This window comes from Ammonifex thiophilus (genome assembly GCF_003368535.1).
Classification (GTDB): Bacteria; Bacillota; Desulfotomaculia; order Desulfotomaculales; family Ammonificaceae; genus Ammonifex; species Ammonifex thiophilus.
In genome coordinates, this window is record NZ_QSLN01000011.1 from 46,294 (window position 1) to 66,844 (window position 20,551).

Annotated in this window: 21 protein-coding genes; all 21 read right to left on the reverse strand. The window is 69.5% G+C overall.

Features of this window, described 5'->3' with window-relative positions:
* Positions 1-110: 110 nt before the first annotated feature.
* Positions 111-1,520 carry a stalk domain-containing protein gene (locus DXX99_RS07935; protein ID WP_115792960.1) on the reverse strand — a complete coding sequence of 470 codons (1,410 nt, stop codon included), beginning with the start codon at positions 1,518-1,520 and terminating at the stop codon, positions 111-113.
* 170 nt (positions 1,521-1,690) lie between these two features.
* Positions 1,691-3,265: a stalk domain-containing protein gene (locus DXX99_RS07940; RefSeq protein ID WP_115792961.1), complete on the reverse strand. Its 1,575-nt coding sequence runs from the start codon at positions 3,263-3,265 to the stop codon at positions 1,691-1,693.
* A gap of 130 nt (positions 3,266-3,395) precedes the next feature.
* The gene (locus tag DXX99_RS07945; RefSeq protein WP_115792962.1) at positions 3,396-6,221 is read right to left on the reverse strand and encodes a hypothetical protein; all 2,826 of its coding nucleotides are present in this window, start codon (positions 6,219-6,221) and stop codon (positions 3,396-3,398) included.
* A 27-nt stretch (positions 6,222-6,248) separates the two neighbouring features.
* The gene (locus DXX99_RS07950) at positions 6,249-8,153 is read right to left on the reverse strand and encodes a hypothetical protein (RefSeq protein WP_134642970.1); all 1,905 of its coding nucleotides are present in this window, start codon (positions 8,151-8,153) and stop codon (positions 6,249-6,251) included.
* A gap of 106 nt (positions 8,154-8,259) precedes the next feature.
* Positions 8,260-9,447, reverse strand: a complete 1,188-nt coding sequence (locus DXX99_RS07955) for a copper amine oxidase N-terminal domain-containing protein (protein WP_165847775.1) — start codon at positions 9,445-9,447, stop codon at positions 8,260-8,262.
* A 307-nt stretch (positions 9,448-9,754) separates the two neighbouring features.
* Positions 9,755-10,015 (reverse strand): hypothetical protein, encoded by a 261-nt coding sequence (locus DXX99_RS07960; protein WP_134642971.1) that lies wholly within the window; start codon positions 10,013-10,015, stop codon positions 9,755-9,757.
* A gap of 77 nt (positions 10,016-10,092) precedes the next feature.
* A complete protein-coding gene (locus DXX99_RS07965; RefSeq protein WP_134642972.1) occupies positions 10,093-10,434 on the reverse strand; it encodes a hypothetical protein in 342 nt (113 codons plus the stop codon).
* A 125-nt stretch (positions 10,435-10,559) separates the two neighbouring features.
* Entirely contained in the window at positions 10,560-11,123 is a 564-nt protein-coding gene (locus tag DXX99_RS07970; RefSeq protein ID WP_115792966.1) for a hypothetical protein, read from the reverse strand.
* A 3-nt stretch (positions 11,124-11,126) separates the two neighbouring features.
* Complete coding sequence (locus tag DXX99_RS07975) at positions 11,127-11,912, reverse strand: hypothetical protein (RefSeq protein ID WP_115792967.1); 786 nt, start codon at positions 11,910-11,912, stop codon at positions 11,127-11,129.
* 16 nt (positions 11,913-11,928) lie between these two features.
* Entirely contained in the window at positions 11,929-12,420 is a 492-nt protein-coding gene (locus DXX99_RS07980) for a TadE/TadG family type IV pilus assembly protein (protein ID WP_115792968.1), read from the reverse strand.
* On the reverse strand, positions 12,407-13,774 hold the full coding sequence (locus tag DXX99_RS07985; RefSeq protein WP_115792969.1) for a TadE/TadG family type IV pilus assembly protein: 1,368 nt from the start codon (positions 13,772-13,774) through the stop codon (positions 12,407-12,409). The genes DXX99_RS07980 and DXX99_RS07985 overlap by 14 nt, the downstream gene beginning before the upstream one ends.
* On the reverse strand, positions 13,747-14,253 hold the full coding sequence (locus tag DXX99_RS07990) for a prepilin peptidase (protein WP_165847776.1): 507 nt from the start codon (positions 14,251-14,253) through the stop codon (positions 13,747-13,749). Before DXX99_RS07990 ends, DXX99_RS07985 begins: the two co-directional genes overlap by 28 nt.
* A 14-nt stretch (positions 14,254-14,267) precedes the next feature.
* Complete coding sequence (locus tag DXX99_RS11540; RefSeq protein WP_165847777.1) at positions 14,268-14,441, reverse strand: hypothetical protein; 174 nt, start codon at positions 14,439-14,441, stop codon at positions 14,268-14,270.
* A gap of 87 nt (positions 14,442-14,528) precedes the next feature.
* Positions 14,529-14,735 (reverse strand): hypothetical protein, encoded by a 207-nt coding sequence (locus DXX99_RS07995; RefSeq protein ID WP_115792971.1) that lies wholly within the window; start codon positions 14,733-14,735, stop codon positions 14,529-14,531.
* A 27-nt stretch (positions 14,736-14,762) separates the two neighbouring features.
* Complete coding sequence (locus tag DXX99_RS08000; RefSeq protein WP_115792972.1) at positions 14,763-15,383, reverse strand: pilus assembly protein TadG-related protein; 621 nt, start codon at positions 15,381-15,383, stop codon at positions 14,763-14,765.
* A gap of 34 nt (positions 15,384-15,417) precedes the next feature.
* Entirely contained in the window at positions 15,418-15,753 is a 336-nt protein-coding gene (locus tag DXX99_RS08005; protein ID WP_115792973.1) for a hypothetical protein, read from the reverse strand.
* An 18-nt stretch (positions 15,754-15,771) separates the two neighbouring features.
* Positions 15,772-16,659 (reverse strand): type II secretion system F family protein, encoded by an 888-nt coding sequence (locus DXX99_RS08010; protein WP_115792974.1) that lies wholly within the window; start codon positions 16,657-16,659, stop codon positions 15,772-15,774.
* 23 nt (positions 16,660-16,682) lie between these two features.
* A complete protein-coding gene (locus DXX99_RS11340) occupies positions 16,683-17,189 on the reverse strand; it encodes a type II secretion system F family protein (protein WP_134642974.1) in 507 nt (168 codons plus the stop codon).
* A 362-nt stretch (positions 17,190-17,551) separates the two neighbouring features.
* Positions 17,552-18,901: a TadA family conjugal transfer-associated ATPase gene (locus tag DXX99_RS08020; protein WP_115792976.1), complete on the reverse strand. Its 1,350-nt coding sequence runs from the start codon at positions 18,899-18,901 to the stop codon at positions 17,552-17,554.
* The gene (locus DXX99_RS08025) at positions 18,874-20,205 is read right to left on the reverse strand and encodes a CpaE/TadZ family protein (RefSeq protein ID WP_115792977.1); all 1,332 of its coding nucleotides are present in this window, start codon (positions 20,203-20,205) and stop codon (positions 18,874-18,876) included. The genes DXX99_RS08020 and DXX99_RS08025 overlap by 28 nt, the downstream gene beginning before the upstream one ends.
* Before the next feature lies 1 nt (position 20,206).
* Positions 20,207-20,551: CpaB family protein (locus DXX99_RS11545; RefSeq protein ID WP_165847778.1), on the reverse strand; the 345-nt coding region annotated here is incomplete at its 5' end.

The window sequence follows — 20,551 nt, forward strand, 5'->3', positions numbered from 1 at the left end:
GACCGGAAGGCCAAGCAGACCACCCCCGGAAAGAAAAAGGAAAAACGCCCGGCCCTTTTCCTCGGGCCGGGCGTCTCCTCTTCCCGGTGCGGCAGCTCCCGGGGGAGCTGTCACGCCCCGGCACGGCGGAGCTCCACCTTCCCCTCCTGCCACTCCACTGCAAAGCCCAGGCTCTCGGCCACAAAGCGCAGGGGCACGAAGAGGCGCCCCGGCGGGACCAGGGCCGCGGGCACGTCCAGGCCGACGCTCCTCCCGTCCACCAGGGCTTCGGGGGAGCCGGGGGTGAGGGTCACCGTCCTGCCGCCCGACCGGAGGGTGACCTTCTGCCCGTCCCAGTCCACCTGCCAGCCGGCAGCCCGGGCCAGCGGGCGCACGGGGACCAGCGTCCTGCCTCCCCACACGAAGGGGCGGGCGTCGGAAGCCAGCTCGCTCCCCTCCACGTACACGCCCACCCAGGGGTCGGCCAGCCGGACGGCCACGCAGTTGGAGAGCTCCCGCCCCGGGGCCACCAGGTAGCGCCCCCTGTACCACAGCCCGCAGGAAGCGTTGCCGTCGAGGCAGACGGCGTCTTTAAGCCCTGCCTGTTGCAGGACGCGGGCCATGTCCCACAGGGAAGCCGCCCCCAGTACCGACCCCAGCACCAGCCTCCCCTCAGAGTCGGAGCCGATGAAGCTCCAGGAGCCGGGGCAGGAAAACTTTGGCTCCCGGCAGAGACCGTCGAGTTCTTCATCGAGGGCCACCTCCCCGTCCTTCAGGAGGAGGGGGCCTCCCTGGACCACCGTCCTGCCGGCCCAGTTAAGCTTCCCACCCCCCTTTTCCTCCCACACCGGCCACCACTCCACCCTGGCACCGGGGTAGAAGCGGTCGAGGTACTTGCCCGCTGCCGCCGGGCCGAACCCTATGACGTACCCGTCCTCCGGGACGGGGCAGGGCCCGCTCCCCACTCCCACCACCACGCCGTTGCGCACCACCACCGTCGCCGCCGTGGGAGCCCGCATCTCCTGGCCGAACTGCGGGGTGAAGACCACTATCGCCTCCGGGTCTTCAAAGTTGCAGTTTACATCCCAGGCGTACCACCAGTGCTTCCAGTCGTCCTTGCCATCGATCCGCCCCTCCACGTGCGAGTCGGGGCGGGCCACCTCCACGAGCCCCCCCGGCCCCAGGCTCAGGGCGCCGGAGCCGGAGCCTAGCCGGTAGACGCGCCCGGCGTCGGCGAGCGCCCCCCAGGAAGTTAAATCGGAGTAGGCGTTGAAGAAGGTGCCGTTGACCGCCGCCACCGCGCCCGCCCTCCCGGCCATGGAGGCCAGGCTCTCGGCCCTGCCCGTGCGCCCCTGCGCCAGGACCGGGAAGACCTGCACGCGGGGGTCGGTGGCGTCCACCCTCACCAGGTAGAGCTTCTTCCCGCACACCACGCGCTCCACGCACTCCACCGGCTGCGCCCCGGCGAAACCGGGGGGCAAGAGGAGAAGGAGCACCAGCAAAACACTCCCTTGGAGGAGGAATCTCGCCTTTTTTCCCACGCACTGCCACCTCCGGAATGGGTTTTTCCCGAGGAAATTCGCCCGGCCACACCGGGTTTCCTGCCACCTCTCCGGCCAGCGAAAGGCCACCCCTGGGAAAGAGGAAGGCCCGGCGTGGGTCTGCCGGGCCATGGGGCAACCTCAAAGAAAGCAGTTTCGGGGAGAAGGTATCACGTCTTAACCGAAACGCTCACCTCTTGCTTCTCCGGGTCCCAGTCCACTCTGTAGCCGAAGGCCTCCGCGACGAAGCGGGCGGGCAGGAACACGCGCCCGCCCTTCAGGAGCGGGGCGACATCCACCTGCCTGGCCTGGCCGTTCACCCAGACGGTGGGCTCCCCCACCACCAGCTCGACGGTGGCGCCGTCCTTGGTGAGGGTGGCCTTTCGGAGGGCCTGGTCCCACTTGATCCCTTCCTTCGGCACGCCCAGGGCGTAGCCGAGGTAGCGGACGGGGACGTAGGTCCGCCCGTCCTCGATGAAGGGCGCCACGTCCATGTTAAGCTCCTTGCCGCCCGCCCAGCAGGAGGCCTGCCCGATGACGAACCTGGCCACGGGCGGGGCCGGGGTGCCCCCGGAAGGCTGCCCCTTCTCCTCGCTCGCCGGCTGCTGTTCCGCAGCCCCGCCGGCCGGTTGCCCCTGGTACTCCAGCCGGTACAGCCCGGACTCGGCCGCCGCGGGCACCACCACGGAGCCCCCGGTCGGGGCGTACCCGATGTCGAGCACCTCGCCGGAGAGGCTGCCGGTGAGGGGCTTCCAGGTAGCGCCGTAGTCCTCGGAGGCCAGCACGCAGCCGTCCGGTGTGCCCGCGAAGATCAGCCCGCCGGGGGCAACGGCCACGCAGAGCGCCCTGCTGGCGAAACGGGTCTGGTCGACCCGCTCCCAGCGCAACAGGTCCCGCGAGACGAAGACCTGGGCCGTTGCCCCCGGGCCGCACGCGACCGCAGTCTTCGCACCGTCAGGCCCGGTACAGCCCGCAATGCGGCCCCAGGCTATCTGGACGGGCTGGCCGGGTACACGCGGCTCTCCTACAGGCGCGCCGGACAGTTGGATGCCCGCATCGCGCCAGGTCTTGCCCCCGTCGAGCGTGACGGCCACCTTACCGCCATCCAGTACGGCGGCCCAGGTGTCCGGCCCGAAGGCGACCAAACCCCCATCGTAACCAGCCGCGCCCGAACGCACATCGCCCCAGGTCTTCCCGCCGTCGTGGGAGACCCTGAGCACGGTCAGGTCCTGCCGCGGCAGCTTGAAGGTCCCGAGCAGGCTACCGCCGGTGGCTTCCAGGTCGAGTAGTGCGCCGGGGCCGGTCCCGGACGCTTCCCACTCCCCGACCGTCTCCCACCGGGTGCCGCCGTCCGCGCTGCGGCAGAGGAACTCCCTGCCGGAGCTGAGGGTGCCGGACAGCAGCAGCGCGCCACCGGGGAGGAACACCAGGTCGTGGACGGAGGCTACTTCCCCCGGCTCCCGGTAGGTGTTGTCGATGAGCCACTTCACCTCGGTCCAGGTCACGCCGCCGTCCGTGCTGCGGTACAGGGAAGCCCCTGCCCCCGGCCATGGTTCGACAGCGGCGAAAACCGTACCGTCCCGGGCGAAGCCGGGCGACACCCAGAGCCCGGTGACCCGCCCCTTCAACACCTCCCGGAAGGCCGGACCCTCCCCGGCACCGGCGGGGGCAGCACCGGACCCCGCCACCAGGGAGAACAGGACCAGCAACACGGCGACCAGAACCGGCTTTCCCCGCAGGAACAAGGAAGTCTCCCCCCTCTGGCCTTGGTTTGTTGTGCTAGGAAGAATATTCGGTGGGAGGCCTGGTTTTCCTGCCGCAGGGTTGGAAAAAAGAGGGGCACGGGGAAATCTGTTCCCGTGCCCCCGGCCCCTCCTAGTCCCTGGGATAGGGGGGCGGCAGCAACCGGCCAGTTCCGGAGTCGAAGACGCGCCACGGCCCGGTGACCCTCGTCTCGTAGGGGTTCCACATACCGCCGAGGGGGCGGACCCAGATGGAAGACTCCGACCGGGTACGGAGCAGCGCCGCCGCGAACGCCTCGTCGCCCGCCCGGACCACCAGGCCGGACGTCGGGTTGTACCCGCAAGAGGTGTAGGAGCAGAGGGTCAGGTTGTCGCGGTCCCACCAGCCGCCCTGCCAGTAAGAGGGGAAGCCGTAGACGTCCGCCCTAAGCTCGTCCCACACGTACCACTGCCACTCGCTGTCCCACTTGTAGCGCTGGTGGACGAGGACCCTCTTGGCACCGCTGATTACCCCAGGCGAACCGGGCTTGAACGTGGGGGTTATGGCGAAGTGGCACCCGTCCACGAAGGCCGCCTCCCCGGGTGCAGAGAGTTGCCCGCGGAGGGCCTGGGACTCGAGGGCGGCAAGCACCGCCCTCTCGTCTTCAAGCGGGTTCCAGGAGTTCCGTTTGAACGAGGCGATGGCAGCCTTGTGGGCAGAGGCCACCCAAGCGGTCTCCTTCGCCCCGACCCTCACGACTCCCGCCGCGGGAATCACGGGGTCGATGCCCGCAGCGAGAGTGGGGCTTCCCCCTTCCCACGCCGAGAGGGGAGCCAGGGCCGCCCTCAGCCCTTCGGCCCCGGGCCAGTAGAACCGCGGCGCCCCGGCAGGCTTATCCTCCCGCCAACTCCACGAAGACCCATATGCCACGGGGACGTCCATGGGGTTTGCGACCTGCACGGCCTGGTCGTACTCGAGGGTCACCCGCCAGGTGGCCTTGCCCGCCTGCCGGGAGTTCCACCAGGACGGGTACACGGGCTCCCTCTGCTCGCCCAGGAGCCGCCAGCCGTAGCCGGGGTCCCAGGACCAGGACCGCCGGACCCGCCACAGGTTCCCCCACTGGTTCTCTTCGCTCAGGTAGGCCACACCCTCCCATTCGGCCCGCGCCCCGGTGGGGCGGTTGACGATGCTCGGAACGGGCCTCCCCTCGGCATCGACAAACAGGAGGTAGCCCGGTATGGCTTCCTTCTTCAGGTAACCCGCATTCCCTTGGGTGGCCACGAAAGTGAACTTGTCCGTGAAGACGGGCTCCGCCCGGAGCACGGGCAGCCAGTACATCCACCCCTCGGGGTCGTAGTAGCGCGGGTCGGTCCGCGTCACGTACGGGGGCATGGCGGTCCCCCTGGGCACCACCGCCGAGTCCGTGTCGCCACCGCGGCACTGCACACTGTAGTGTGTGAAGTTAAACTCGGGGGCTTCCTCGTCCTGCCAGCGGTAGTCGCCCGCCCTGAAGCCGACCAGCACCGGCGCGGGGAGGTCGAACCCGTCACTCCACGCACCCTCGGTGGTATACCGCCAGCCGCCGTAGCGCACGTTTATCCCCGGCGGGGGCATGCGCGGGGGTTCGGGTTCCAGCGCGCAGAATCTCACATAGAAATCGAGCCTGCTGATCTTTTCATAAGACCCTTTATCCTGTGATCCGAAGGTCTCCCCTGTCTTTGCATCTGCGATTAACTCCTCTCTAGGGCTCCACCAGCTGCACCAAAAAGGCACCTTTGGATACCAAGTCTGGAAGAGCCTCCTGAGGGTGGTCGTGGCATTGTCCCTGAGCAGGGCGAGGTGCCGCTGCCACTCCTCATCTGACATCCACTGGGGCTTGTCCGAGTAGTAGGAAAATTCAAACCGGATAGACCACTCCCCCGTTGCTGGGTCGTGTTCGGCGTGCCCGTAGACTTCGGGCCAGCCCCTGTAACCTGGGGTGCAGTAGCCCCAGCCCACCCACCCCCTGCGGTCTATCCCGGTGCAGCAGAACCAAAAGGCCAGCCGCATCGGGATGAGAGGCAGAACCACCGGGTTTGTGCCGCTCCACGTGACGTAGGGCACATAGAAGCCCTGCTTGTCCCCCGTCCTCAGCAGGCCGGGGTACTCGGGGTCGTTGACCGAGGTAATGTAGGTCTGGTAGCGTGCGCTCGAGAAGCCCGGGCACCACACCCCACGGTTCGCCGTCGGGGCCCTGTCTGCCAAGACGAAGCCCTGGCGCCCCCTGTTCAGGAGCACGTACTTCGTCTCGTTGGGCCCCAGGGGGATCCTGCCCTGGTAGCGGATTTCCCTTTCTAAGCCCCACCAGGTAGACCTCCACCCATCTATGCTGGTATAGAGCTCCGCTTCCACCGGGAACGGGTTGGGGTTCTGCACGGCGGCGACCACCAGCCAGTAGTCCGGGTCGGAGCCCGGCACCAGCCTGGCGTAGGAGTAGTCCATCGGCCAGCCGAACTGGTAACCGCTCTTCTTCCAGAGGTTCCCCGTCTGCTTGTAGTGCTCCAAGTCCCACTCCCAGCCCGTTGGGACGTTCGGTGCCATGAGGGTCACGCTGACCGGTTTGACCTCCTTCGGGTGGTCCCAGTCGAGGTCTTGCTTCCTCTCGTAGCCGACGAGCTTCTTGGCCTTCCTCTCCCCGACCTTGGCCCCCGGCACGTAGGCCTCGCCGGTCTCCTCGCCCGTCCGCGGGTCGCAGACGACGAAGACCTGGGTCCCGTTGGCCTCGGCGTAGTACCCGTAGACCCTGGTCTTGACGACGTTGCCCGCCCCGTCCACACCGGTCACCAGCTCGGCCCACTGCCGCTGCTCCCCGGCGGCGGGCAGCGGGGAGGGGAAGGCGGACAGGGAGAGCACCAGGCTGGCCAGCAGCAGCACGGCGAACGCCTTTCTCCTCCCTTTCAATTTCAATCCCTCCAACCCGATCGACTTTAATCCCTTCAACCCGATCGACCTCCTTTCCGAAAAAGGCTACTCTACCAGCCGCACCGCAGGCTTGCCCTCTTCCACCTTCTCCCTGGAGAAGGGTACCTTCTTCCAGCCGTACACGGGCTCGGTGTACTCCTCGTAGATCGGCCTCTCCTTCCAGGTCAGCGGCGGGTACCACACGGACTGGCTTCTCTGCACGGGGGACGGCTCCCTCGGCGTGCCCTCCGTCCCGGTGACGCCCGCCTCCCTCTTGTTGTTGTCGTAGGTGCTCTCCTCGTACTTCCCGTCGAACTTCTCCGGCTTCCACCCGGTCGAGGGGTCGTTGCCGGTGTTGTAGAGGTCGATGGTGGCTATGAACTTGTACTGGCCGGTCCCGACGTTGCCGATGTCCCACTCCCTGGTGCAGGCGCCGCGCGGCTCGAAGTAGACGCTCTCGCTCCGGACCTCGTCGAGCCGCCCGAACTCCGCCTGGTACTTGTAGAGCCTGATCTTCGCCCAGCCCCCCACGTCGAAGGACGAGGCGAAGGAGGCCCTCACCTTCAGGTTCTGGGCCGGCTGGGGGCTGGAGACGGGCTGCCCCGTCGCGGCGTCGAGGACCTGCACGCCCGTCACCGCGAGGTCGTCCCTCTTGAGTTCCCCTCCTCCACCGCCGCCGGGGGGCGGGGTGACGCCCACGAAGCCCTGCTCCACCCAGTTGTCGGCGTAGGGGTCAGAGGCGCTGCGCCCGTGTATCTGGGCTACATAGGGATCGCAGGCCACCTCCATCTTGGTGCCCGTCAGCGGCTCGCCGTAGGTGGTGTTCCTGTAGGCGGGCACGGTGACCATCGGTTCGGGCACCATCGTGCCGCTCTCGGTGAAGGCCAGGTTCACCGAGACCGCCAGCCTGTACTCCCCGGCCGGGGGCGGGACCTCGAAGGTCCACTTAATCACATTTGAATCGATGCTCTGCGGGGGGCCGCCGGTCACGCCGGGGCCGTAGCTGGGGGCGATGTACACCGGCAGGAAGTTCCCCTGCCCGTCGGAGCGCGGCAGGGGGCCGATGTCCGTCCTGGTGCTGGCCACCAGCTGCCACTTCCCGTCCTGCACCACGTAGGCCCGCAAGGTGGCCCCCCTCACGGTGAAGGGCGACTCGTTGTAGAACGTGGCGACGTAGGTGTCCTTCCCGCTGGCGTCCTTAGCCACGCCCACCGCCACCAGGTTGTACCGGTAGCTGAACTTTATCTGCGCCCAGGTGGTCTCCCTGGCCTGCCACATGAGCGAAATGTAGTCCTTCGTCAGTTGGATGGGGGGCCTGCCCTCGGCGGCCGGGTTCCCGCCCCAGGCGGACTGGGTGCAGGACCACCTCCAGCCGTTGCCGGAGCTGTCGTACCCGCCCGCAACGAAGCCGGGGTCGGAAGCGTCCCCGTTCTTGAAGCACTTGGGGTCCTGGACGGTATCTCCCTGGTCAAGGCCGGTGGGGTCCTGGACCACCGACACGGGGAGCTTCAGGCACTCGGAGCCGGGGTCGGGCGCCACCGGCTTGGGGATCGGCCTGTACTGGGCCACGGGGAAGGAAGCGGTGTTCCAGTAAGCGGGGGAGACGATGTAGTAGCCCCCGCTCTGCGGCACGCCCAGCATTTCAAGCCACTTGTCGAGCCTGCCGAAGGCCTCGTCCTCCGGCCCCACCGCCGTGTAGCCCAGGTACTCGCCGGGTTTATCAAACACCGAACACCAGCCCGGGCTGCCGGGGAGGGGCTTGTAGGTCTTCCCCAGGTCCTCGGAGTAGTAGAACTCCACGTAGTGCTGGCGCGTGTACTCCCGCCCGGCGTAGAGGGGGGGTGTGGGGCGTGTTGATGGGTCGGTCCATTGTGGGTCTGCTGCCCAGGAAGAGGAGCCTGGTACTAAAACAACCAGACAGACCAACAGGGCGAGAATTGTGGCTAGTGTCCTCCTCGCTATCCACAGCACTTTTTCGACCTCCTCCGACAGAATTTTAGCAAGGGGTTTCCTAAAAAAGAAAAGCGCTGGGCCCGAACCCAGCGCCTGCTACAGCTTGGCCTAATATCCCAGACCGCTATTGCCTTGCAGGTCCTTTGACTAGTATAAAAGCTGTTCCCGTTTCGTAGTCAAAGCTACCCCCTCCCGTAGCGTTAATCAGACCGGGGGCTCCCATGGGAGCAAAGAGCAAGGCCGAGAAATCATTGACTGAGTTTACTCCCAGCATCGGCACCCCGTCCTTCACGGAGAGCGGGAAGTACAGATGACCGGTTCCCACCACCGGGCCTTTCCCATTAGGGTCAGCCTTTGATGGGACCACCAGGCAGACGATTTCCTTGCTCCCCGGGGTCATTACGCAGTAGTTCCGCACGTCCCCGTAGTACCCGAACACCGCCAGGTGCTCCCCGTCCCATACGATATTTTGCTCCGGCACGCCGAAGGCCCTGGCTACGGGGATGAAGGGGATGTAGAAGGCAGTGGTGTACTCGCTATCTTCAGGCATCACTACATAGGTGCCCTCCGGGTAGACCTCCGGGTACTTGCGGATGATGCTCCGGTCAGTTATCGGCTTCGTCACCACCACGCACTCCGTCCCCAGGTCGAGCTGGTAGGTGCTCCCGTCCGGGCGGGTGACGGTGGCATAGCGGCTGCCTATCCTGAAGTCGATCCGCTTGGCCTGGTACGGGAAGCCCCAGGAGTAGCCGTACCGGTCGATGAAGCCGGTGGGGGCCACCGCCCCGGGCGGGGGCTGGAGGGTCCCGGCCCTGGCCTGGTCCATGCTAACCTCGTACCCCGGCGTCAGGACGACCACCTGCCGGAAGTAGGGCTCCCAGGTCACTTTGTAACCCAGGGCCTCCGCGACGAAGCGGGCGGGCAGGAACACGCGCCCGTCTTTCAGGAGAGGGGCGACGTCCATGCCCCTCTCCTGGCCGTTGACCCGGTAGGAACTCTGCCCCACCACCAGTTCGACGGTGGTACCGTCTTTGGTAAGAGTGGCCTTCCTCTCCGCCTGGTCCCAGCCGATGCCACTCTCCGGCACCCCCAGCGCGTAGCCGAGATAGCGGACGGGGACGTAGGTCCGCCCGTTCTCGATAAAAGGCGCCACGTCCATCTGCCTGGGCTCGCCCCTCACCCAGTAGGTACGCTGGTCGATCACGAACTTTGCGACCGGCTCGGCCACCGTGCCCGCGAGGGCGGGGAGGGCAGAAGCAGAAAGGGTTAAGACGAGCGCGGAAAAGAGGGCAAACAGCAGAGGCTTCTTCACGGAACCCACCTCCTCACCTTTCTTAATCTTAAGCCGCAAAAACACCACTACCCGGGCTGTTCGGCCCGGCCTGTGCAAACGCGTGCGGGAAAACGGTGTCCAAACCGGCCTACCTCTCCGCCCCGCACCACCTGCCTTTCCTTTTTGACCTTCCCTTACCTTTTAACCTTAACTTACCTCTTCATCGTAGCACACCGGCGGCAGGGATAGCAACAACTGGGAAACCTGGTCCCCCCCGAAAACAGGGGGAGGGCGGCAAAACCTGGCAGTCTCCTTCCTCTCCCTGCCCCTGCCGCCCGCTCGCTCTTTAACGCACCCCCATGCTCAGCGCAAGGCGGGCCAGCAGTGCCAGCCCCACGGCGGCCGCAAAGAGCAGGGCGCACGCCAGGTCGAACGCCAGGCCCGCGCCGCAGAGCGCCAGCGCCGCCCACGCCAGCGCCCGCCGGGGCAGGCCCGCGCCCCTCCGGTCCAAGGCCCGTGCCGCCCGCACCATGAGGGAGGCCTTGAGCGCGGCGAACGCCGCAAAGCCGAAGACCGAGAGGAAACCTTTGATTGCCCACCACTCCAAGGAAGGCACCAGCCTTTCCCGCTAGCTTCCGAAAGAAAGAAGGGGGACCGGGTTCCAACACCCGGCCCCCTCTGCTACTACTGCCCGCCCTGGCCCTGCGGCTGGGGCTGCTGCGGGCCCGGCGCCTGCGGCCCGGGCGCTGCGGGCGGCCTGGGCTCCTGCTCGCCCGGCCTCAGGTCCCGGTGCAGGGCCAGGGCCTGGCCGTCCCTGTAGAGCATGTCCACCCTGTCCCCGGGCCTGAAGTACCTCGTCAGGTCCACCTTCTCCCCGGGGCGGTTGACGAAGCCCATGCCGACCTGCACCGAGGTGAACTCGGTGGTCCGGGCGGTGACCTCCTTGCCCACGTCCCCGCCGCCCTTCTCCACCTTGACCTTCAGGCTGTCCGGCCTGACTTCCTGCACTTCGCCGTGGCGGACCATCCTGTTCAGTTCCTCCTGCTGCTTCCTCGCCAGCTCCCGCATCTCCTTCTGCGGCGCGTAGACGTAGCGCCAGTAGCCGCCGCCGAACCCCGCGCCGCAGCCGAAGAGGAACGCCGCCAGGACGGTCAGGACAAGCACTCCCCTGCGCATGCTCCTTCACCGACCCCCTCGCTTTCAGAGTTTTCCTGCACAGCACTCCCGCCCGCCGGGGCCGGGCGGGCGGTGTCCCCGCCCAGGGCCTCGCGGAGCCCCACGCCCGCCGAGAGGACCAGGTGCCTCGCCGCGTCGAGCTTCACGATGGCCTCTCCCAGGCAAGCCAGGGCGTCCCCGGACGCTTCCCTGAGCCGCGAGAGTTCATCTTCCCTCTCCGCCGCCAGGGAGTCCAGGGCCGCCCGGAGCTCGGAGACCAGGGAGGCGACGTCGGGCCTCTCCTCCCTCCCCGCCGCCCCTCCCGGACGGGGTAAATCCGTCTCCGCGCGGCTGGCCGCCGCCCGCCTGAGCGCCCTGGCCGCCGGGGCAGCCAGGGCCAGGCCGAGGCACAGGCCCAGGCCGCACGAAGCGGGCAGCGCCCACCACCCGGGACCCCAGTGCGGGCGGGCCAGGCGCTCGGCCACGGCCCAGGCCGCCGGGGGCAGGAGCGCCCCCAGGCAGGGCAGGGACGCCAGCCACCAGGCTCTCTTCCCGCTCAACCGCTACCACCTGCCTTTCCCTCGTTGCCACCCCAGGACGCGGGCCGCCAACCGCCAGAGGGGGCTGGAGCGCACCCGCTCCCTCTTCCGCCGCAGCTCCTGCCGGTAGGCTACTAGCCCCTGCCTGTGCTCCGCCCACCGCCCGAAGGTGGCGAGGAGTTTCCTTTGGGAGACCTGCTCGTAGCCCATCCGGCACAGGGCACCCGCCTTCTCCGGGGAGTAGGGCACGGCCACCACGCACCGCCTGCCCGGCCCGCCCGGCCCCAGGTCCTCCCCCGGGCAAGCGGTATGGAAGGCCCCGTCCGGGGAGAGGCGGGCCACCGCCCGCGCCGCCTCCCCGGAGAAGAGCTTCCTCGCCCCGGGGAGCCAGACCACCAGGATCTCGCCGCCCTCCCCGTCCACCGCAAACCGGCGGAAGGGGTAGTTCCCGGTACACCAGGGCCGGACCGTGCCCTCGTAGAGCGCCCTGTGCCACCCCAGCTCCCCCAGCAGATCGCGGAGCTTGAAGGCCACCACCAGGAGGAGCCACAGCGCCACCGCCGCCACTAGGGGCAGCTCGGCCAGGATGATGAACACCGGGACCGCCACGGCCCCCAGGCGCAAGAAGACTTCCAGGCAGCCCTGCCACCAGGCGCCGGGCGGCGCCCCCGCCAGCACCGGGTCCAGCACCCGGTGGGGGGCGAGCAGGGCGGCCGCGAGGGCCACCGTTAGGGCGAAGCCGAGCCAAAGCGCGTAGAGGAAGTGGACATCCCCGGCCACGAGCCTGTGCAGCAATAGGACCCGCCGCATCCCGCTCCTCCTCCTTTTAGTTTCTGGGCGGCTCCTTCGGCTCGTGCTTGGCCGCCCCGGTGGCGGTGAGGGTGAAGTGCTCCGGCCACCAGGACGGGGCGGAGCTTTCCCTCCCGAAGGACAGGACCTTAGGCACCCTCACCGCCAGGGGGTTGGGGAGGTAGAGCCTGACGGTGCAGCGCGCCCAGGTCCTGTCGTCCGAGAAGTTCACCTCCGCCCCCCTCTGGCCCGCCGGGGGCTTCCCCCAGGAGAAGCCCGGTGGCAGGAGCTTCGTCCCCTCCAGGACCCTCCGGGCGGCGGCCTCCGCCTCCCAGCGGGCGCACTGCTCGTCCCCCTGCCCCAGGCGGATGCCGTACACCCTGGCCCCCTCCCTGGCGGCCATGTCCAGGGAGGACTTCACGGTGGCGAGGTGGAGCCACAGGACCCCCAGGCAGAAGAGGACGAGGAAGAGGGGGAGGAGCAGAGCGAAAGAAGCTGCCTGGGTGAAACCGCATTCACCTCTTAACATTCGCTTCGCCCTCCTCCCCGGAGCTGAAGAAGGCCTCGCCCGCCACCTGGAAGGACGGCCCGGCAGGGCCGCCCCACACGCCCCGCCTTGCCAGCCACCCCCACAACCTCGGGGCCGGCAGGGGCACCCGGTAGGTCACCCTGCACCAGGCGTAGCCGTCGGTCCTCGGCCGCGACGCCGGGTCGGTGGGGGGCACGCCGGGGTCGCCCGCCACCGGGTCGTTGCACACCACGTCCCTCTGCGGGTCGAAGGTCACCGCCGACCTGAGGTCGAGTCCCCCCACCGAGGTCGCCAGGAAGTACCCCTCTTTCCCGGCCCAGTCCCCCCACAGGGTCACCCTCTGCCCGGCGAACCGGGAGAGGTCGGGCCCGGCGCTGCGGACCAGGGTGTCCCCCACCCGGTAGTCCGAGCCGTCGTAGGTGAGTACCCCCTTTAGGACCTCCCCCCGCGGCACCTCCACGTCCGCCCGCAGGACCGGGCAGCCCTTCTGCTCGAACCAGGTCACGCCCTCCTGCACCATGTCGATTACCAGGGTGTACACGCCTGGTCCCGGGGGGGCCGTCACGGGCAGGTCAAAGGTGTAGCCCTGCCCCGCCGCCACGGGGGCCTCCACGTAGTCCCTGGCCCCGTCCCAGAGCACCACCTTGCCCGTGTTCCTGTCGTACCAGTGGTACGAAAGGCCGAACCTGCCCTGCGGCGTCCAGGCCAGGGAGCCGGTGTTTTTGGCCCCCACCTGGACGGTGTAGGTCTCCCCGGCCACCATGTACTCCGGCACCTGGGCGGGGCCGTAGGAGACGCCGTAGTCTACGCCGCCCACTTCCTGGCTCCCCTGCGTGCCGGGCTGGCCGGTGGCGCTCCCGCCCGGGGGCACGGCCGCCCGGGTCCCCGGCGGGTCGGCCGTGGCGGCGCGGGCCACGAAGCAGGGGTCCTCCCCGTAAGTCCCCTCCGCCGCCACGTCCCTCCCCACCAGGCTCTCCATCTGCGCCCTCACGCCGGGCGAAGCGGGCCTGACCCGGGTGCCGCCCACGTAGTACTCCCCTCCCCTCTTCTCCAGCCTCCCCACCAGGGCGCCGGGGGGCGCCTGCCCGCCGCCCACCCCCTTCACCTCGGTGAAGGAGTTCAGCACCACGTCCGCCGCCCGGAGCTTGGCCCCCGCGACGTCCCCGGGGTGGGCGGCGAGCCACCTGGCCCCCGCGCGGGCCGCCTCTTCAGCCACGTTCTTCGCCGCCGCCGCGTGCCCGAAGAAGGCCGCCCCGAACGCCAGCGCCAGCAGGAGGGGGAACAGGAGGAGGAAGGAGGCGGCGTTGGAGAGCCCGTCTTCCCCCTTCAGGAAAGCCGCAAGCCACCGAGCCACGCCTTCACCACCTCGCTTGCAAGGAAGCCCGCCAGCAGGAAGGGGGCGAAGGGGACCTTCTCTTTACCCGGCATTCCCGCCCCCGCCAGGAAGAAGAAGAGGGCCGTTTTTTCCTCCTCCCACCACCCCTTCAGGCCCTTCCCGCGCAGGGCGCGGGGGAGGAGGTACAGGGCCAGGCACCAGTAGCCGAGGGCGAGCGCGAGGAGTGCCGCCGGGAGGGAGCCGAGGCACGCCCCCAGGGCGGGCAGGGCCTTGGCGTCCCCTCCCCCCAGGACGCCCCAGCGCCAGAAGAGGAACCCCACCAGGAAGCAGCCCGCGGCCGCCGCTAGGGCGGCCAGGGGCCGCCCGGTGGAGAGGCCGAGGGCGAGGCCAGCCAGCACCCCTGCCAGGTTGAGCCAGTTCGGCACCCTCCTCACCCTCAGGTCCCAGGCGGCGGCGAGGGCGAGGAAGAGGGCCGCGAGTACTTCCCCCGCAGGCATCCCCCACCCGCCCCCTACTTCCCCTGCAGGGCGTTGGACAGGCTCTGCCCGAAGGACTTGAAACCGGGCTTGAGGTACGTGAAGAGCAGCGCTATCAGCACGGAGGCGGCCGCCAGGAGGATGAGCCCCTCCGCCGCCTTGGAAAACCCTCCCTCGTCCTTCCAGAAGCCCGCGAGTCCCCTGTTCAAGGCACATCTCCTCCTTCCCGTTTCCTGAAAAAAAGCGGGAAAGCAAAAGGCCGGGGGTTTCCCCCGGCCCCGCCTCCCCTCCCGGGCCTACTGGGTGTTGATCTGCCCCAGGGCCTGGTTGGCGTTCGAGACCGCGCTGTCGACGCCGGACTTGAGGTTGCCGCCGAGCCCCTTGAAGGCCAGGAAGAGGAAGGCCATGAGGATGGCCCCGACCGCCAGGCCGATCACGATCATGGCTGGCCTGGCGACGTCCCCGGCGGTGTCGGCGAGGAAAGCCTTAAGCTCCTGCGTCATGCCGGACTCACCCCCTTTCGAAGAAGATCAAGGTGCGGCAGCCCCGGCGGCGGGCGGCGGGGGCGGCAGGGCCTGGGCCGTCCCCTCCGCCGAGACCACGATGTACCCCGCCCACTCCTCCCCCTGCCCGCCGGGGCTGCCCTCCCTCACCAGGCCGCCGGCGAGCCACCGCGCCAGCGGCCCGGCCAGGAGGTAAGAGCGCACGGCCAGGCTCCCCTCCGTGCGGTACTCGTCGTAGTAGGTGGAGCCGTCCTTCCCCGTCTTCGGGCGGTCGTAGCGCACCCCGCCGGAGAAGGAGACTTCCCTCGCGTCCCTCAGGGGGTCCCGGCCCCCGGAGAGGTTCTGGCCGAAGGCCGCCCGGGCCTGGGCGAGGGCCTGCGCGTCTCTCCCCGCCAGGTCGCAGTGGAAGCCCACGACCTCCGCCCTCACCACTGCGGCCTTCGAGGGGTCGGTGGTCTCGTTGCCGTCCCCGTCCAGGAGGGTGTACCTGTACTCCGGCACCAGGGCGGCCTGCTTGCACGCGGCCAAGGCGGCTGCGTCCAGGGCCGTCCTGAGCCTCGCCCGGGCGCCCACGGCCCTGGACACGTCCAGCCCCAGCACCCCCAGGGCGCAGAAGAGCGCGAGGGCGAAGACCACCAGCAGCCCCACGGCGGCAAAGCCCCTCTCGTCGCGGCAGGACAGTTCAGATCCCCCCCTTCTGGAAGAGCCCCCTCAGCTCGGCGGACACCACCACCCCCAGGGCCGCCGCCCAGCCGACCAGCGCCCAGAAGAAGCGGGGGTCCTCGGCCGACCGGACCCCCAGCCACGCCACCCCCGCGCCCGTGAGGCACAGGGAGAGTAGCCCCGCCGCGAGCCTGCCCACCGCGGGGGCGAGGAGCGACCGCAGGAGCCAGTTGCCGAGCCACACCAGGGAGAGCAGCACCGGCCCGGCCTGGAGCAGCAGCTCCGCCCTCTGCACCAGCGGGGCCAAGGTGTCCCACGCGGCCCCGAAAGAGAAGGAGAGCAGGTCGTCACCCACCGCCTTCCCCCCTTCCGGTCAGGGGCCGGGGAAGCCGCCGAAGCCGAAGACCCCGCTCTGGGCCAGGGTGATGAGCATGGGGGCCACGAGCAGCAGGGCCATGGGGAAGACCATGACCAGCAGCACCAGGAGCATCTTCCCCTCGGCGTCCCTGCCCTGGGCCAGGATCTCCGCCTTGCGCCTTTCAGAAGCGTCCCTGACCGCGTCCTTCAGGGCACCCGCCACCGGCCTGCCGTAGAGCTCCGCCCCGACCACCAGGGTGGCGAGCCTCCGGGCGTCGAGCAGGCCGGTCCGCCGGGCGAACTCCTCCAGCACCTCGTTGAGCGGCCGGTTCGCCTTCACCTCGTCCAGCGCCCGGCCGAGTTCCTGCCTCAGCGGCGTCTCGCTGGTGGCGCCGCGGGCGGCCCACTCCAAGGCGGGGGCGATGTTGAGGCCCGCCGCCAGGGCCACCGAGAGTTTCGAGGCCACCTCCAGGAACTCCCGCTTCATCTTCCGCCTCTTCTCGTCCGCCAGGACGGAGAGCCACCAGTCCGGCACCTTCGCCAGCAGGAGCGAGAGGAGGAGGAACCAGGCCTTCGCCAGCACCCCGGTGAGGAAGAGGACGAGGGCCAGGGCGAGGGCGGCGAGCTTGAGCACCCGGTACTCGTCCGCCATGAGGCCCCACGGGTAGCCCGCGGCCCTCAGCTTCTCCTCCGGGTCTTCCGCCCCGGCGAGCCTCACGAGCCAGGGGTGCCTGCGGGCCAGTCCCTCGGCGAACTCCCTGGCCCTCTCGCGTAAAGGTTTCTCCGGCACGCCTGCCAGGTCGAAGACCGTGACCGTTGCCTTCAGCCTGAGGGCGTAAAAGAAACACAGCGCCGCCGCCCCTGCGAGCAGCGGGATGAAAAAAGGCACCGAGAAGGTCCCCAACAGGGGCGGTCCCCCCTTTCCGGTCAGAATTCTTCCACCGACTTCAGGATCTGCCACATCCAGGCGATGCCCCCGGCGACCGAGACGGCCGCCACCAGGGCGCAGAACCTGCCCGCCTGCGTGGTCCACAGGGCGGAGACCAACTCCGGCGCCAGCGAGGCTATGGCGGCCACCGCCAGGGGCGGGACGAGGACCACGGCGGCCGCGTTGAGCCTCAGGTGCTTCACCTGCTGCTCGACCTGGAAGCGGACGTTCATCGACTCCCTCAGCCTTTCCAGGGTGGCCCTCACGAGGTCGAGCGCCCTCGGGCCCCCGACCTCCACGTAGAGTTCCACGGCGTCCGCCAGGTCCCGCGTCTCCGGGCAGGGGTAGCGCTCCGCCAGGGAGCGGAAGGCGTCCTTTTCGGGCACGCGTGCCTTGAGGTCTTCCGCCAGGCGGGCGAGTTCCGAAGCCACCGGTTCCGGGGCGCCCTTAGCCCCTTCTTCCAGCGCGCGGTGGAGCGGCATGCCGCTCGACAGCGCCGAGACCATGCCCTCTATCCCGAACTCCAGCCCTTTTCTAAAGGCCGTGACCCTCCTGCCGGTGGCGACCGCGGAGGCGAGCCGGGGCACGAGGAGGAAGGCCAGGGCGCCGGAGACGCCGGCCGCCGCCCACCCGCCGAGGAGCCACGCCAGGAAAGAGGCCGCGCCCGCCGACCCCGCGCCCCACGTGAACAGCCTCTCGTGGGAGAGGGGGCACGCCGGACCCTCACCCCAGAGGTCGGAAAGCAAGCCCTTCTTCTCTTTCTCTCCCCTGCCGGGCGGCAGGTAGGTGTCGAGCAGGGGGGAGTGGAACCTCCGTGAGAGCCCCGCGAGCGCCAGGCTCAGGGCCGCCATGAAGGTGGAGACCGCCACTAGGACGAACACCCGAAGAACACCTCCAGCTCCTCCCTCTCCTCCGGGCGGAGGAAGAGGGAGACCTTGCGCTTCTTTAAGAACTCCGGTTTCTCCCCCGTGGGCTCGAGCCTGCCCAGGGGCTCGTTACCCGGCCCCCAGCCCTCCAGCCGGAAGGTGAAGAGGGGGACGACCTCCGGGAGCCGGTCGTGGGCCGCCCGCCGGACCTCGCAGATGTCGAGCAGCCGCCGGTGGCCCTCTATCTGGCCCAGGAAGAAGACGAGCTCGACGGCGGCCACGCGCCCGGCCCGGGCGGCGAGTTCCGAGTAGGCGCCGCCCCTGTACGCCGCCAGCATATCGGAGAGCCTCAGCGGCACTTCGGCGGGGTCTTCGGCGTGGACCGTGCTCATGGAGCCGGGGTGGCCGATGTTCATTGCCTGCAGCGTCCAGTAGGTGGTCTTGGGGTCGCGGCACTCGGAGCAGACCACCCTGGTGGGCTTGGTCCTGAGGACGGCGGGGAAGATCTCGTCCAGGTCCACCCCGCCCCCTTCCGGCCCCGGCCTCTTCGGCTCCAGGACCACCACCCAGGGGGTGGGGAGCCAGGGCCTCGAGGGGTCGGGGAGCCCCACCCTGGTCTCCGCCGGGTCTTCCACGAAGACCAGCCGCTCGTCCGGCCCCACGTTGAGCAGCAGCGCGTAGAGGAAGGTGTTTTTACCCGAGCCCATGCCGCCCGCGGCCATGATGTTGGCCCGCGCCTTGACCAGGAGCTCGAAGGGCCGCACGAACTCCGGCGGGAAGAGTCCCCTCTCTGCCAGCTCCCCCAGGGTGAAGAGGCGGGAGAAGCGCCGGACCGCCATGAAGGTCCCCCTGACCGACACCCCGTCGAGGAACACCACGGCGCGGGACCCGTCCGGCATCTTGAAGTCCTCCTTCGGCCGCGACTCGTCGAGCTTCCTGCCCGCGAGAGCGGCCATGCGGGCGGCAAACTGCTTAAGCGCCCTCTCCGAAGGGAAGGTCTCCGGCCACTTAAAGAGCTTCCCGTCCTTCTCGTACCAGACGTCCTGGCAGGACCTTATCCAGATGTCGGTCACGCCCGGGTCGGCCATGAGCTCCGATATGGGCCCGAACCCGAAGATGTCCTTCGCCAGCTCGTCCACCAGGGAGAGGGGCAATTCCTCCAGCACCGCCGCCTCGCGGATGAGCCTGCGGGCGAGCTGCTCGTCCGCCAGGGCCTCCTTCTCCAGCCCCCGCTCCCGGGCGAGGGCGAGGAACCTGAGCCTCAGGGCGTCGAGCTGCGCTTCCCTGTCGGGCCCCTTCTCCGCTTCCCGGGCGGGCCGGGCGACTACCTTGCTGGTGTAGAGGTCGGACAAGCCTCAACCACCCTCCTTCCGAAAAGACGGGAGAGCCAGCCCCTCTTCTTTTCCGCTTCCGGGGCGGGGAGGATGCCGAACGCCCGCCGGGCCAGGTCGTCCAGCGCCCGGCAGAAGGGCGAAGAGGGGTCGAGGGAGTAGAGCGGCGCGCCCTTCGCCTTGCTCTTCTCCAGGGCGGGGTCCTCCGGCAGCTCGGCGGCCACCGGCAGGTTCTGGCCCGCCATCCTCTCGAAGAGCACCTGGAGGTCCCTGAGCGAGTACCAGGTCTTCCTCACCTTGTTGAAGACCAGCCTGACCTTCTTCTCGTCCCCCACCAGGAGCCGGGTCTCCCGGCGCCACTTCTCCCCCACGAGCATGGCCACGTCCGGGTCGGACTCCACGACCAGGAGCACGTCCGTCGCCTGCTCCAGGGCCAGCACCGCCGGGTCGCGGGCCGAGACGGCCACGCCCATGTCCACCACCACGAAGTGGAAGAACCGGGCCGCCAGCCTGAGGACCCGGGCGGCGAGCTCCGCGTCGAACTCCCTCACCTCCTCCGGCAAAAGCGGCGGGGCCAGGTAGTACACATTGGAGAGCCCGTGGTAGTTCATGGACACCTCCACGTCGGGCCAGGAGACCGGCGCCTGCCCCCCGCCCAGGTCCCTCCAGAGGGTGACGGACTTCGGCCTCACCGCCCCCCGGCAGAAGGTGTAGACGGCGGTGGAGCCGTCCGCGTTGAAGTCCAGCAGCGCCACCCGGCAGGGCGGGCCGCCCCCCTCCTCCTGCCGCCGCGCCCACGCGCCGAGGCACGCCGCCAGGTTGGACGCCACGGTGGTCTTGCCCACGCCCCCCTTGCTGGAGTACACGGCGACCAGCCGGGAGGGGACGGCCACCACCCTGCGGTCCCCGGCCGGGGCAGCGGGCCCCTCCCCTCCCCCCGGCGGGGAGAACACGAACCGGTAGGGGTAGAGGCGCTTCAGGACGTTGACGGCGGCCTGCACCGCCCTCGCGGGGTCGCCGGACACGGAGCGCGCCCCCGCGCCGGACAGGAGCTCCCAGGACTCCCTGGTGAGCGGGCCGGAGGCGAAGACCCGCAGGTTGGGACGCACCCGGGCCAGGTCCGCCGCCGCCTTGACCCACTCCGGGCCGGTGGGCAGCACCACGGCGTCCGCCCCGGACCGGTCCACCAGGGCGAAGAGGTCGTGGGGGGTGGACGCTTCCCCCACCACGACCGCCCCCTGCCGGTCGGCCTCGCGCTTCGCCCCGGCCACGAAGTCCGGCGGGCCGGCCAGGAAGAGCTTCGGGTTGCCGTTCCGGGCGCCCACGCTACGACCCCCCTTTCCCCCCGGCGGGCTTCAAGACCAGGTAGATGTCCTGCCCCCCGGAAGCGGAGAGGGCGGGGAGGACCCGGTCGAGCTCGTCCTGCCTCAGGACCAGGACCACGCCGGGGGACTGCTGCTGCCCCTCCCTCGTGGCCACCTGGGCGCCCTGCAGCACCAGCACGTCGGACGCCAGCCTCTCGGGCTTCCCGCCCCTCGGCGCCCGGTACACGTCCACGCGGTCCATGCTCCTCACGCACCCCGCCACCGAGACCTGGAGGGTGTTGGGCAGGGCGAGGGCCACGTAGTCCCCGCCCAGGGAGGCCAGGACGCCGGAGGCCCCCGCCGCCTG

Bases quoted from the DNA above. Each gene is read 5' to 3' on its own strand.
- DXX99_RS07965 (WP_134642972.1), bottom strand. From the start codon at position 10,434: ATGGTCCGCCACGGCGAAGTGCAGGAAGTCAGGCCGGACAGCCTGAAG.
- DXX99_RS07975 (WP_115792967.1), bottom strand. From the start codon at position 11,912: ATGCGGCGGGTCCTATTGCTGCACAGGCTCGTGGCCGGGGATGTCCAC.
- DXX99_RS07980 (WP_115792968.1), bottom strand. From the start codon at position 12,420: ATGTTAAGAGGTGAATGCGGTTTCACCCAGGCAGCTTCTTTCGCTCTG.
- DXX99_RS07990 (WP_165847776.1), bottom strand. From the start codon at position 14,253: ATGCCTGCGGGGGAAGTACTCGCGGCCCTCTTCCTCGCCCTCGCCGCC.
- DXX99_RS07995 (WP_115792971.1), bottom strand. From the start codon at position 14,735: ATGACGCAGGAGCTTAAGGCTTTCCTCGCCGACACCGCCGGGGACGTC.
- DXX99_RS11340 (WP_134642974.1), bottom strand. From the start codon at position 17,189: ATGGTCTCGGCGCTGTCGAGCGGCATGCCGCTCCACCGCGCGCTGGAA.